General features: G+C 46.6%; 8 protein-coding genes and 2 tRNA genes. 5 read left to right on the top strand and 5 right to left on the bottom strand.

Annotated elements, in window-relative coordinates:
• Positions 1 to 48 precede the first annotated feature (48 nt).
• The 4 genes from proS to rpsT all read left to right on the top strand — a co-directional run bounded on the left by proS (position 49) and on the right by rpsT (position 2,108).
• Positions 49 to 1,524 (top strand): proline--tRNA ligase, encoded by a 1,476-nt coding sequence (proS, locus tag QU605_RS05720; protein WP_289724316.1) that lies wholly within the window; start codon positions 49 to 51, stop codon positions 1,522 to 1,524.
• Positions 1,525 to 1,616: 92 nt separating this feature from the next.
• Positions 1,617 to 1,688 (top strand) — tRNA-Glu (locus QU605_RS05715).
• Between the two features lie 56 nt (positions 1,689 to 1,744).
• Positions 1,745 to 1,816, top strand: a tRNA-Glu gene (locus QU605_RS05710).
• Between the two features lie 40 nt (positions 1,817 to 1,856).
• The gene (rpsT, locus tag QU605_RS05705; RefSeq protein WP_289724315.1) at positions 1,857 to 2,108 is read left to right on the top strand and encodes a 30S ribosomal protein S20; all 252 of its coding nucleotides are present in this window, start codon (positions 1,857 to 1,859) and stop codon (positions 2,106 to 2,108) included.
• Between the two features lie 161 nt (positions 2,109 to 2,269).
• On the opposite strand, the gene rho is transcribed toward rpsT, so the two are convergent.
• Positions 2,270 to 3,946, bottom strand: coding sequence for a transcription termination factor Rho (gene rho, locus QU605_RS05700; RefSeq protein WP_289724314.1), 1,677 nt, complete (start codon positions 3,944 to 3,946; stop codon positions 2,270 to 2,272).
• Positions 3,947 to 4,242: 296 nt separating this feature from the next.
• Between rho and QU605_RS05695 the strand changes: the two genes are divergently transcribed.
• Entirely contained in the window at positions 4,243 to 4,653 is a 411-nt protein-coding gene (locus QU605_RS05695) for a DUF4293 domain-containing protein (RefSeq protein ID WP_289724313.1), read from the top strand.
• A gap of 571 nt (positions 4,654 to 5,224) precedes the next feature.
• Here QU605_RS05695 and QU605_RS05690 read toward each other — a convergent pair.
• The 4 genes from QU605_RS05690 to QU605_RS05675 are packed head-to-tail and all read right to left on the bottom strand — an operon-like array spanning position 5,225 to position 13,357.
• Positions 5,225 to 6,268 carry an adenylate/guanylate cyclase domain-containing response regulator gene (locus QU605_RS05690; RefSeq protein WP_289724312.1) on the bottom strand — a complete coding sequence of 348 codons (1,044 nt, stop codon included), beginning with the start codon at positions 6,266 to 6,268 and terminating at the stop codon, positions 5,225 to 5,227.
• Entirely contained in the window at positions 6,265 to 6,639 is a 375-nt protein-coding gene (locus QU605_RS05685; protein ID WP_289724311.1) for a response regulator, read from the bottom strand. Before QU605_RS05685 ends, QU605_RS05690 begins: the two co-directional genes overlap by 4 nt.
• 35 nt (positions 6,640 to 6,674) lie before the next feature.
• On the bottom strand, positions 6,675 to 10,187 hold the full coding sequence (locus QU605_RS05680; protein ID WP_289724310.1) for a sensor histidine kinase: 3,513 nt from the start codon (positions 10,185 to 10,187) through the stop codon (positions 6,675 to 6,677).
• An 11-nt stretch (positions 10,188 to 10,198) separates the two neighbouring features.
• Positions 10,199 to 13,357: a sensor histidine kinase gene (locus QU605_RS05675; protein WP_289724309.1), complete on the bottom strand. Its 3,159-nt coding sequence runs from the start codon at positions 13,355 to 13,357 to the stop codon at positions 10,199 to 10,201.
• Positions 13,358 to 13,433: the final 76 nt, after the last annotated feature.

Below are 13,433 nucleotides of genomic sequence, written 5' to 3'. Positions count from 1 at the left end.
CAACTGAATTGCTATTAAAGTTGCAAGATTTGTGCCAAACTAATTTCAATGGGTAAAAACTTAACAAAACGGTCCGAGGATTATTCCAAATGGTACAACGAACTGGTTGTAAAAGCGGATCTGGCCGAAAACTCCGGAGTACGGGGTTGCATGGTAATTAAACCATATGGATACGCAATCTGGGAAAAAATGCAGGCAGCACTCGATGCTATGTTCAAGGAAACAGGGCACGAAAATGCCTATTTCCCTATTTTTATTCCCAAATCCTATCTGAGTAAAGAGGCAAGCCACGTGGAGGGATTTGCAAAGGAATGCGCCGTAGTCACCCATTACAGATTAAAGAATGCGGAGGATGGCAGTGGTATCGTAGTCGATGAAACGGCAAAGCTGGAGGAGGAACTTATCGTTCGGCCTACCTCTGAAACCATTATTTGGGATACGTACAGAAGGTGGATTCAGTCCTATCGGGATTTACCCCTGAAAATCAATCAGTGGGCCAATGTAGTGAGATGGGAAATGCGTACCCGGTTGTTTCTCAGAACCGCTGAGTTCCTGTGGCAGGAAGGACATACGGCTCATGCGACCGAGAAGGAGGCTGTAGAAGAGGCCGAAACCATCCTTGATATTTATGCAAATTTTGCTGAAGGCCATATGGCCGTTCCAGTGATCAGGGGGACCAAGACGGCAAGCGAACGTTTTGCCGGCGCCCTGGAGACCTATTGTATTGAAGCGTTGATGCAGGATGGCAAGGCGCTTCAGGCGGGGACTTCTCACTTTCTGGGGCAAAATTTTGCCAAAGCTTTCGATGTTCAGTTCGATACGCGCGATGGACAGCGAGATCACGTCTGGGCGACATCCTGGGGGGTTTCCACCCGCCTGGTCGGTGCCCTGATCATGACGCACAGTGATGATAATGGTCTGGTGCTGCCCCCAAAACTGGCCCCAATCCAGGTTGTGGTAGTTCCTATTTACAAAGGAGAAGCCCAGCTTGAAGCGATCAGCACAAAAGTTCGTCCGCTTCTCGAAGCCCTTAAAGCAAGGGGAATCTCCGTAAAGTACGATGACCGGGATACGCATAAGCCAGGGTTTAAATTCAATGAATACGAATTAAAAGGGGTCCCAGTACGTGTGGCTATCGGGCCACGGGATATGGAGAACGGAACCTTTGAGGTTGCCAGACGTGATACTTTCGAAAAACAAGTCATTGCCTCGGAGGGTATTGTCGATCATATATCCGACCTCCTGGAGGAGATGCAACGTGCAATTTTTGCCAAGGCACTGGATTTCCGGGATACCCATATAACGGACGTGGATTCATATGAGGAATTCAAGGAAGTGTTGAATTCAAAGGGTGGTTTTGTATCCGCGCATTGGGATGGAACGGATGCAACCGAACAGCGCATCAAAGATGAAACAAAGGCAACCATCCGCTGCATTCCCCTGAATTCGGTATCCGATCCGGGGCAGTGTATGGTTAGCGGGAAACCATCCCCCTATCGGGTTATTTTTGCCAAGGCATACTAGGTAGAAAAAAACAGTTTCAGGAGTTGGTCTAGTTAAAAATAATTGTATTTTTGCACCTGCCTAATTAGAAGCGAATTATGCTTCGAGCCAATGGCCCGTTCGTCTAGGGGTTAGGACGCCAGGTTTTCATCCTGGTAACAGGGGTTCGATTCCCCTACGGGCTACGAAACGTTCTGAAACGGGTGTTTTTGTCGCCCGACTGGATTAAAAGACAAATTTTGGCCCGTTCGTCTAGGGGTTAGGACGCCAGGTTTTCATCCTGGTAACAGGGGTTCGATTCCCCTACGGGCTACATAGTTTTTGAATTAAGACATACGCTAAGAAAGATCTTTATGGCAAATCATAAATCTGCATTAAAACGCATCCGTAGGAACGAAGCCGTACGCCTTCGCAACCGTTATCAGCATAAGACCACCCGTAATGCGATTAAGAAACTTCGCATGGAAAAGGACAAAAAGAAAGCGGAAGCTTTGTTACCTTCTGTGGTTGGTATGATTGACAAGTTGGCCAAAAGGAATATTATACATTCCAATAAGGCTTCCAACCTGAAGAGCAAGCTTACAAAGCAGGTTGCAACCCTGTAACTAATCAGGCTCCTTTTGAAGTATTTATACCCGGCTTTGTCCGGGTTTTTTTGCGTTTAGACCTGAGGAAAACGACAGCAGAACAGGAAGGAATACGCCACTTGTATCAAACAAAAAACCCGGTTAAGTAACCGGGTTTTTTTATGATGTATGGTAAATTCCTATTCGTTCATGGTCATAAGGAATTCCTCATTGGAACGCGTCTGCTTGATGCGTTGTTCTATGAACTCCATGGCTTCCACCGGGTTCATGTCTGCAAGGTATTTCCTTAGAATCCACATGCGTTGCAGGGTTGTCTCGTCCAGCAGGAGGTCATCCCTACGCGTACTTGAGGCAACAAGGTCGATGGCCGGAAAGATCCGACGATTCGAAATGCGCCGATCCAATTGCAGTTCCATATTACCGGTACCCTTGAATTCTTCAAAAATAACCTCGTCCATCTTGGAACCTGTTTCTGTCAATGCGGTAGCGATAATTGTGAGGGATCCACCGTTCTCTATCTTCCGTGCTGCTCCAAAAAACCGTTTGGGTTTGTGGAGTGCGTTAGCATCTACACCACCGGAAAGTACTTTACCGGAAGCCGGTTGTACGGTGTTGTAGGCCCTTGCCAGACGGGTAATGGAATCTAGAAGGATGACAACATCGTGCCCGCACTCTGTAAGCCGCTTGGCTTTTTCCAAAACGATATTGGCGACCCGTACGTGTTCGGTTGCCTCTTTGTCAAAAGTAGAAGCGACGACTTCTCCCCGGACATTTCGCTGCATATCCGTTACTTCTTCCGGCCGTTCATCAATTAATAATATGATTTGATATACCTCCGGGTGATTTGCCGCGATGGCATTGGCCACATCTTTCAGCAACATGGTTTTACCCGTTTTGGGCTGGGCGACAATCATTCCTCGCTGTCCTTTTCCAATAGGGCAGAACAGGTCGATAATCCGGGTGGAAATATTGCTCTGGCGTTCTGCGAGATCAAATTTTTCCTGAGGGAAAAGGGGTGTGAGGTGCTCAAAAGCAACCCTGTCCCTTACAACCTGAGGATCGAGGCCGTTGATCTTATTGACCTTGATCAAAGGGAAATATTTTTCCCCTTCTTTTGGTGGACGCACGTTTCCAAGAACGGTATCTCCTGTTTTCAGACCAAAAAGCCTTATTTGTGACTGAGACACATAGATATCATCAGGGGAGGAGAGGTAATTGTAATCCGAGGAACGCAAAAACCCGTAGCCATCGGACATAATATCGAGAACTCCTTCACTTGCAATAATGCTGTCGAATTCGTATTCCGGCTGCTTGTACTTGTTTTTCAGCTCCTTATCGTAATTGCTGCTTTTCTTTTCGTTCGTATTCCCTTTGTTGGAATACTCCTTTTTGCGATGTGGCCCCTTTTGAGACTGGGAATCGCCGTTTTTGTCGTTTCTACCCTGTCCGGAATCCTTTTTATCCCTGCGCTGTCCGCTATCTTCCGATTTTTCGTGACCGTTAGAAGTGTGTTTGCGGGGGTTTGGTTTTCTGGGGGACTCGGTTTTCTGTGAAGGCTCCGATTTTCTGGATGCCTCCGATTTTCTGGATGCCTCTGGTTTTCTGGATGCCTCCGGCTTTCTGGGGTTTGGTTTGTTCTCCTGGGTTCTTTGAGCGGGGGGAGTCTCTTTGCTTTTGGATTCTTCGCTCACTATTTTCTGATCTTTCAGAACGCCTGGATTTGCGGCCTGCAAATCGAGAATTTGATAAACCAGGTCAAGCTTTTTAAGGCTACGGAATTTGGGAACATTTAGGTTTTTGGCAATGTCCTGAAGCTCAGGTAGCTTCTTGGCCTTTAATTCGGAAATCTCAAACATGTATACTTGAAAAAATAAATGGTTATGGATATTATCCTTTTGTCAATAAACTTGAAGAAAAGTTATTTGGATATTGCTTGGGAAAAAACCCTGAGTAGGGAAGTGCTATAACTAATAACGGAGCGAATATACGAATATTTTTCTATAAACCTTTTTATTCATCCCAAATGTCGATGTAAGGTCCTCTTTAACAATTACCTGCAATTCCCGGACTGAAAAACACTTAGGATTCCCTTCCAAATCACGTGCATAAAATATCAGATTCACGTATTTTTGTCTCTCAATTCTAAGAACGAATGATTCAGCGCATACAATCTGTATACCTTCTTGTAGCAGGCCTGCTCGCAGGGGTATTGCCCTTTTGGCTGAATTTATGGACAGATGAAAGAGGTACGCCCGTTTATGCGGAATACGACATAATGGTCTCTGGTGTTTTTTACGCTTCCGCTGTCCTTGCTGTAATCGCGTTATTGGGATTCAAAAATCGTAAGAACCAATTCGTGTTGAATCGCCTCAACATGTTATTGAACCTTTTTTTACTAGGATTTTTCGTTTACCGGGCCCTAAATTTATCCGGAGGAACTTCGGTTTCTGAGAAGGGTATTGGGATGCTGATTCCTGTATTTACTATCGTTTTTTTAGTGATGGCCAATAAGGCGATCAAAAAGGATGAAGATCTCGTAAAATCTGTGGACCGCTTGCGTTAAACCTTTTATCTTAGTAGTATTAGTGCGAAGAACCCCGGCTTTTGGCCGGGGTTTTGCATTGGGACCCCCCGGGAATCCTAAAGGAGTTCCTTCAGAATACCCCTGGCTATTCCAAAATGTGACAAATGGATTTTTCCAAGTAGTTTTAAAGAAGTTTGCCAACCTAAAAATAGCTCCATGCGTACTATACCAATAGCCTTTCGGGCCTGCTGTTTCAGGAGGTTCGTGAATTTCGATCCCTGGCATATGCCACCGGGGGCAACTATATAGACCCGGTCTTTGAGCCCGCGAAAAGGGGCAGGCTGGTTCTTTTTACGGGCTCCCAGGCCGACAAAACAGTCGATGCGGTTCAGGTGGTGTACGGCCTTCTTACGGATATGCCTCTCAATTCGATGTGGCTCAACTCAGGACCCTGGGTAAGGTTGTTGAATTAAAAATGGCGGATATTTTAGTGGAGTAGGGGGATGCCTTAGGCAGGGGTTCAAAGTTGTATTTCACAGTTAGCACCAGGCACGGCCAACTGCTACTATCCACTGAAACTGCTCACTTCAAAATAGCTACTAAAAATTGATTACTCGAGAACTTCATAGATCGTCAGGGGTTCCGATTTGTTCTTCAGGGATACTTCCCCGAGTTTGTTGCATTTAAAGGATTCCTTCACATGCTCATAGCAGTCCCTGGAGATGACGATTTGGTTTTCACCGGCTGCGCCCTGCAGGCGTGCCGCTACATTTACCGAATCCCCGATGACGGTATAATCCAGGCGTTTCAGACTGGAGGAACCGATATTCCCCGACACCATTTCTCCACTTTTAATCCCGATAGAAACCATAGGCTTGTATTCAGCAATTCCTTGTATTTCGGGGAGCTCCCCGATTTTATTTCGGATGGCTAGGGCCGAATCGATAGCGCGGTCCAGGTGATATTCCCCACGGAATACGGCCATTACCGCGTCCCCCATAAATTTGTCCACATATCCTTCGTGCGCGATGATTTCCTTTACTATGGCATCGAAATACGTATTGAGCATCTTTACGACCAAATCTGCAGGTGTTCGCTCGGTTATGGCCGTAAATCCACAGACATCGATAAACATCACTGTGGCTTCAATATTCTCATTTGCCGAAATTTGAGATTCGTATTCCTGACTCCCCATAAAATTCAGGACATTTTCATCCACATACATTTTTAAGATGTTATTCTCCTGAATCGCCTTTAGGGTTTCCTGCAACTGCCGCACGTGTTTGAGGGTTTTTTCCACAGTGATCGTGAGGTCCTCAAAATTGATGGGTTTCGTGATAAAATCGAAGGCCCCCCTGTTCATGGCAGTACGAATATTGTCCATGTCGCCATAGGCCGAAACAATGACCGATTTGAGCAAGGGATTGAGTTCATGGAGTTTGCTGAGCAGGGTGAGTCCATCCATTTCCGGCATGTTGATATCACTGAGGACCAGGTCGATATCGGGGTTTTCCCGAAGTTTCTCCAGGGCTTCCTTCCCATTTAAGGCAAAACTGAATTCATATTCGTTTTTACGAATCTGTTTCCGGAACTTCTGTTTGATCAGTATCTCGAGGTCTGTCTCGTCATCCACGACCAGTATTTTAGCCATCATGAAATTGAAATTAATTTGTCCTTTAAGAGCGTAAAATCCAGTGGTTTTGTCAAAAAGTCATTGGCGCCCAGTCTTTTCGCAGTATTTCGGTTTTCCTCATCCCCGTATGCCGAGATCATCATAACCACGGGTGGTGGTTGATCGTATTCCTTCCGAATTTCATCCAGGAGTTCCAGTCCACTCATCCCTGGCATGTTGATGTCCGATAGAATCAGGACGGCCTTCTGTTCCATTTGTTCCATGACCGAGAGGGCTTCTTCACCTGAGAACGCGAATTGGAAGTCGAGTTCCCCTTTTCGAATTTCCTTGCGGAAACGCTGACGAAACAGGATTTCCACATCTTTTTCGTCGTCTACTACGAGTATTTTCATCGGTCTTTAATTTTTTTGGGCCTTTTGCCAGTTGTTCACTTTACGGGAAGGAAAATACGAAAAGTAGTTCCCTGCCCTTCTTTGGATGTTACTTTAATTTCACCCCCGTGGCCTGTGGTTATGATATCGTAGCTCATGGAGAGCCCGAGTCCGGTACCCTGCCCCGTTGGCTTTGTAGTGTAAAAAGGTTGAAAAATCTTTTCAAGGGCCTCCCCTGGGATGCCGTTTCCATTATCACCAACCTCAATATCAATACCTTTTTCCTTCTTTGAGGTCCGGACAAATACTTCGGGGGAATAGCTGTCCGGATTCTCCTTTTTCTTCAGGTCTACAGCATAGAAGGCATTGGTCAGTAAGTTAAGAATAACCCTGCCGATATCCTGAGGCACGACGCTTATTTTACCAACATTTGGGTCCAGTTCTGATTTTATCTTAGCGTTAAAGGATTTGTCCTTGGCCCGAAGTCCGTGGTAGGCAAGGCGAACATATTCATCCACAAGGGTATTGAGGTCTGTGGATACTTTTTTTCCATCACTGCTGCGACTGTGTTGCAGCATCCCCTTTACGATGCTATCCGCACGTTTGCCGTGGAATATAATTTTCTTTTCGTTTTCGTCAATATCGTCTGCAAGACTATGAATCTCCTCCAGATTACCTTTATCCAGTGCTTCTTTCATTTCCCGGATCAACTCGGAGTTTACCTCTGAAAAATTATTGACGAAGTTCAGCGGGTTTTGAATCTCATGGGCAATTCCGGCGGTGAGTTCCCCCAGAGAGGCCATTTTTTCGGATTGGATGAGTTGTTGCTGGGCTTCTTTTAGCTGGTTGTAAGCCTTTTCAATCTCTCGAGCCTGCCGAAGCTCTCTCTCCTGGGTCCTTTTTCTTTCCTGTAGGAGAAGGCGCCTTTTCTGGATTTTGTGTACGCCAAAGACACCTGCGAAGAAAATTATCGCATATAAGGTAAACGCCCATGGAGTTTGCCACCATGGGGGATTAACTCTTATTTGAAGTTTAACACCATCTGTATTCCAGGCGCCAAGACCGTTTACGCCCCGTAACCTGAAGGTGTATTCGCCGGGGGGCACATTTATATAGAAGGGTGTTTCCCCATTTCTTAGATCACCGCGCCAACCCCGATCATAGCCTTCCAGCATAAACTGCAGCATATTGGACTCGGGTTCGTAAAAGTCAAAACACGCTACGGCAAAGGCGAAGGTATTTTCATTATTTCCCAATTCTATTAATTCGGTTTTCCAGATGGGTTCCTGAAGCAGGTCCTCCGGGCGATGTGCAAGACCACTGATCATTTTATCATCCATTAGCTTAAAACCGGTAATTCGCAGATCGGGGAGTTTTTTCTTTACGTTACCCAACAAATCATTGGGTTTAAACGCGTGGTATCCATCCCATCGTGCAAACAACAACTCCCCATCCTCGGTGAGGTATCCGGACGTTGTATTGCCAAGCGCTTTTCGTATTCCGTGGTGCTCATCGTAAATTGAGAAGGTTTCCTGAATCGGATCAAAGGCTATGAGTTCGGAATCTGTCCCAATCCATATATCCCCACCGGGATACTGAACTATCGATTCCAGCCTGCTTCCGGGTAATAAGCTGTTTGTAGCATTAAAACGTTTCACCTCCCGGGTAACCGGATTCAGTTTATATAGACCGTAATTCCAATCTATGAACCAGAGGTTTCCAGTGCTGCTCGCGGTGATATCGGAGACCATACCAAAGGGCAGCGACTCACTAATAAAAGGCTCAAAGGTGTTTGTATTCGGATCGAATCGATCCAGGAAGAGAGGCGTGGTATTCGATGGTGTTGGTGAACCGCCACCCATCCAGAGCGCACCATCAGGAGCTTCATAGATCGACCACACATTGGGTCCGGAGGGGCTATTGGGATCTGCAGGATCATGTTCAAAAAGTTCATATTCCTCCTTTACAGGATCGTAGCGAATGACGCCATGCCCCCAATACGGAATCCATATATGCCCGGTACTGCTCTGAATAATCGGGGCTAACCACCAGCTCTCAGGTTCATCATCTTCTGGAATGAATTCTCGAAAGGAATTCCCTGTAAGACTTCCGATGAAATACCCGTCCGTGGTGCCTGCCCAGATGTTACCGGATGAATCGAGGGAGATACTGCCTATAAATGCCGAGAGCTCCCGGGAAGACTCATCTTGCTTAAATTTTACGGCTTCAATATCCCCTGATTCCTGGTCGATTCTCCATAGTCTGGAAGTCAATCTTTCCGGGCTATTTGGGTTCGGAGCAGACTGTGCGATCCATATGGACCCATTGCTATCTTTAATGATACCGCGCTGGACGCGAACGGAATCTATGAGTTCCTGAGTTTCAAAATAGGGGAATTTGAACCTGTTTTCTTTCACTTTGTAGACCGCATAACCCTCTCCCGCTGTGGAAATCCAGACGGTCCCGTCATCACTTTGAAAGGTTTGCCAGATAAAGTTGGACGTCAATTGGTTTTCACCTTCCGAGGCCTCGAAATGCCTTGCAGTATTCAAATTCGGATCATAGATATTTAATCCACCCCCTACAGCAGAAATCCAAAGGCGGCCGTTGTGATCTTCCATAATGGAAGCAATATGATTCCAGGGCGCCGCGCTGGAGAGGTCCGTGCCTTTTAAAAAAGGCATGGAAAGCGCATCGGGAGCCTCAGGATTGAACGCATAGCGGGTAAAGGTTTTATTAGCCCTGTCAAAAAGGTGCAGCCCATCCCTTGCCGTGCCGACCCAAAAATTGCCCTTGCTGTCTTCAAACATGGCCCTTACCTTATTATTGGAAAGGGTGGTGGAATCCCCGGGATCGTGCATAAAGCGCTCAAAGGAGTCTGTATCCGGATCGTACCTGTTCAACCCGCCATTGTTGTCCGGGGTCCATGGCATACCTGTCGCAACCCATATCGTCCCTTCCGTGTCCAAGTAAAGCCCTCTGACTTCATTGTCCGACAGTGAGCGGGAATCGGTTGAGTCATGCGAATAGCGTCTGAATTTCCCCGTTTCTTTATTGAGCCTGGAAACCCCGAAGCGACCTCCTACCCATATGTCCCCCTCTGAATCTGCAATGATGGATGAGGTTTCGCCTATTAAAATAGATTCCGGATCGTTTACATCGTTGACATATCTGGTAAAGGTGTCTTGTTCCGGATTATATGCCGTTAGACCTCCACCGCTCCAGTGCGTCAGCCAGAGCATCCCGGATTTATCCAGATAAATATCTTCAATGTAGTCGCTATTGAGTGTATTTTGGTTTATGGGATCTGAATTATAGGTAATAAAATTCTTCCCATCATAACGGTGTAATCCCGCCTGTGATCCGAACCACATATAGCCCAGGCTATCCTGGATAATTGCCGTAACCGCATTGCCCGTTGACCCCCCGGGAAGCTCAAAGATTTCAAAAGCGATATCACTTTGCCCGGCGCCTCCTGCCGCATAATGTTGTCCATAGGAGTAAAAGGCACTAAAGAATACAAAAAGAACCAGAAAGATTTGCCTGGTAGAATAAGGACTTCGGGACATCGGTCAAACGATTATACAGGTAAGATAACAAAAAATACAGCCCCGTCACCTTGATTACTTTCGACTTTGAGTTTCCCATTATGCCCCTTGGTCACGATGTCGTAGCTCATGGAAAGCCCCAGACCCGTGCCTTCCCCTGTGGGTTTGGTGGTAAAGAAGGGCTGGAAGATTTTCTCTCTGATGTCATCGGGAATGCCACCTCCATTGTCCCGGACAGATATTTCCACGCCATCCGCGGTTTTTTGGGTTTTTACCCAAACCTTGGGTTCATAAGGACCGGTTTCCTTTTCCGTCCGCTCTTTTACGGCATGAAAGGCATTGGTAAGCAGGTTGAGTAGTACTCTTCCGATCTCCTGGGGTACCACTTCTATTTTACCTACCGCAGGGTCGAAGTCGGTTTCCATAGAGGCATTAAAGGATTTGTCTTTTGCCCGTAACCCGTGGTAGGCCAGGCGGAGGTACTCATCCGCCAGGGCATTGAGGTCTGTAGGTTCCTTCTTGCCATCACTGCTGCGACTGTGTTGCAACATACCTTGTACAATGCTGTCGGCCCGCTGGCCGTGTTGTGAGATTTTTTTGAGGTTTTCCCGGACGTCTCCGGCGATTGCTTGAGCTTCAGGTATATCTCCTTTTTCCAGTTCCTCTGACATTTCGTCGATGAGTTCACAACTCACCTCCGAGAAATTATTTACGAAGTTCAAAGGGTTTTTGATCTCGTGAGCGATACCCGCGGTAAGTTCCCCCAGGGAGGCCATTTTTTCGGAATGGATCAGCTGGGTTTGTGCCGCCTTTAATTCCGAATAGGCTTCTTCGATTTCCCGTGCATGCTCGAGTTCCCTGTCCTTTACGCGTTCCCGTTCTCTGCGTATGGTTCTCGACTTTTGAATTCGTTGTAGCATAAGGATAGTTGCCAATACAATGAGGCCATAGCCTGTGTAGGCCCACCAGGTTAACCACCAGGGCGGGGCAATTGTGAATGCAACCGTCTCGGGCTCACTCCAAACGGCATTTGGGCTTGCGGCACGCACGGAAAAGGTGTAATCCCCCGGTTTCAAATCGTAAAAATAGGCGGAGCGGGAACCCCCAACTTCGCGCCAGTCCTCGTCTACAGGGGAAAGCTTGTAGGCAAATTGATTTTTGGATGGATTATCGTAATGGATTCCTGTATAGGTTATGGAGACATTGTTCTGTGAGTACTTTAAAGGCACCCCTTCATTCCCAGAAAAGGGCACGGAATCGTCCCCTGCCTTCATTCCTGTGATCCTTGTGATCGGGGGCTGGCTGTCCCCACTGAAATTGGAAGGATTGAAGACCGTTACCCCGTTACTACCCCCGAAAACAAATAGTCCATTTGCCAATTCCAAAGCGGATTTATCAGCATAAAGATTTTGGGCTCCAGCCTCATTCCCATAGCTGGTAAAGGTTTCCGATTTTTTATCGAATCGTGCCAGTCCCCGGAAGGTACTCAGCCATAAAACCTCGTTTGCTTCATCTTCCAATATACCCTGAATGCTGGGGCTGGGAAGACCATCTGCTATACCGTAGTATTTAATCTCCTTCTTGTCCGGATGATACTTGTTTAGCCCTCCTTGCCAGGTACCCACCCAAAGGTACCCATCCTCATCTTCCAAAAGGGAATTGATATCCTGGGAGGAGAATACCGGACCTTTGCCGGGGTCATACCCATGCCTCACCAATTCATCTGTTTTTTTGTCGAGGAAAAACAAACCTTCATTGGTCTGAACCCAGAGTCCACCGCGTTTACTCTCGAGAACCTGAAGTACTTCATTGCTGACTACCTGACCCATCTCGCCCTGGCTAAAATCATACAGACTGTATTTCTCCCCGGACTGCCTGTATAACCCGGACATGGTGCAAATCCAGAGATCCCCTTCAGAATCCCGGTATACATAGTTCAAAAACTCGATGTTTTCCGAATCACTTAAGATATCTGGGTACAGGACCTCACCGGTATTCACATCATACCCGTATATTTTATTACCGGATCTGAAGAGCAGGCGCCCCTTGTCATATGCGTTGATCATTTGCAACCGATCAAACTGAGGCAATTTATCCCTGAATAAAAACTTTTCGATTTTACCGGTTTCAGGATCGATTTTATTCAGTCCTTCTGCCCCGGCCCAATTGAAGGTGGCAAACCATATATTGCCTTCTTCGTCTTCAAATGGATTACTCACCCAACCTTCCGTAACAGAGGCCGGGTCATCTGGATTATGCAGGTAGGAAGTCAGGGATTGCTTCGTGGGTATACAATACAATCCATAAGCCCCTGTACCGAGCCAAATATTGTCCATTTCATCTGTAAGGAAGGTAGTAAAGGGTCGGGACAACATATTTTCCGGCGTAGCGAAACGGCCTGCCTCGATATCGAATAATTCAATGCCTTTGTCATGACTGACCCATAAACGCCCTTTATCGAAACCGATCCGTACACTCCCGTCACCCGTTCCATTGTAGGGTTCTTCAAAGTCCCAAAACGCTATTGAATCCGCAGACATATCAATTTTTCCGAGACGCCTGAGGTTGGTTACAAGCCATAGATGGCCCTGATCATCCCATACCATATCCGTTGCGAATTCCCCATCTTTCCAGGCGTACTTTGAGAGTTGTTCATTGCTTTGGAATTCAGTGCCTTCAGGTCCCATGATTATAAAACCTTCATCGCTATATATGGCGATCTGACCTTTTTCATTACTGAACATTCCGTATACATTCTGGACGGGTTCCCCATTGGGCAGATCCACAAGTTCAAAGCTGTCTTCGGCCTCTGAATATCTGAGTAATCCCGGGTAATCGTTGTAACCCGTACCTGATACGATCCCAAAATACATTGTTCCCTTATGGTCCGCCTCAATATTGGCGACCATTGGTTGTGCATCAGCAGGATACTCCACGTATTCCTGCAATGGGTAATTCTTAAATATACCGGTCTGAGGATTATAGCGATAGATTCGATTCATGCTACCGATCCAGATATGGCCATCCTTTCCTTCTGCGAGTTTGTAGAGGAGCAAATCATCAATGGTGGTAGAATCCCTGGGGTCCGGGTAGAAATTCCTGAAATCGTATCCATCAAAAGTAAGGAGGCCGCTGAAGGTCGTTATCCAGATTTCTCCGTTCTGATCGGCCAGGAGATCTGTAATAATCATCCCGTTTAGCTCTTCGTAATGGTTGACCCGGCTGAATTGGTTTTGGCCAAATCCCCATAAGGACAAAAAGAAAAAA

It is taken from the genome of Robiginitalea aurantiaca, assembly GCF_030380815.1.
GTDB lineage: Bacteria > Bacteroidota > Bacteroidia > Flavobacteriales > Flavobacteriaceae > Robiginitalea > Robiginitalea aurantiaca.
This window is presented reverse-complemented; position numbering and strand designations above follow the sequence as displayed.

Bases quoted from the DNA above. Each gene is read 5' to 3' on its own strand.
- proS (WP_289724316.1), top strand. From the start codon at position 49: ATGGGTAAAAACTTAACAAAACGGTCCGAGGATTATTCCAAATGGTAC.
- rpsT (WP_289724315.1), top strand. From the start codon at position 1,857: ATGGCAAATCATAAATCTGCATTAAAACGCATCCGTAGGAACGAAGCC.
- rho (WP_289724314.1), bottom strand. From the start codon at position 3,946: ATGTTTGAGATTTCCGAATTAAAGGCCAAGAAGCTACCTGAGCTTCAG.
- QU605_RS05695 (WP_289724313.1), top strand. From the start codon at position 4,243: ATGATTCAGCGCATACAATCTGTATACCTTCTTGTAGCAGGCCTGCTC.
- QU605_RS05690 (WP_289724312.1), bottom strand. From the start codon at position 6,268: ATGATGGCTAAAATACTGGTCGTGGATGACGAGACAGACCTCGAGATA.
- QU605_RS05685 (WP_289724311.1), bottom strand. From the start codon at position 6,639: ATGAAAATACTCGTAGTAGACGACGAAAAAGATGTGGAAATCCTGTTT.
- QU605_RS05680 (WP_289724310.1), bottom strand. From the start codon at position 10,187: ATGTCCCGAAGTCCTTATTCTACCAGGCAAATCTTTCTGGTTCTTTTT.
- QU605_RS05675 (WP_289724309.1), bottom strand. From the start codon at position 13,357: ATGATTATTACAGATCTCCTGGCCGATCAGAACGGAGAAATCTGGATA.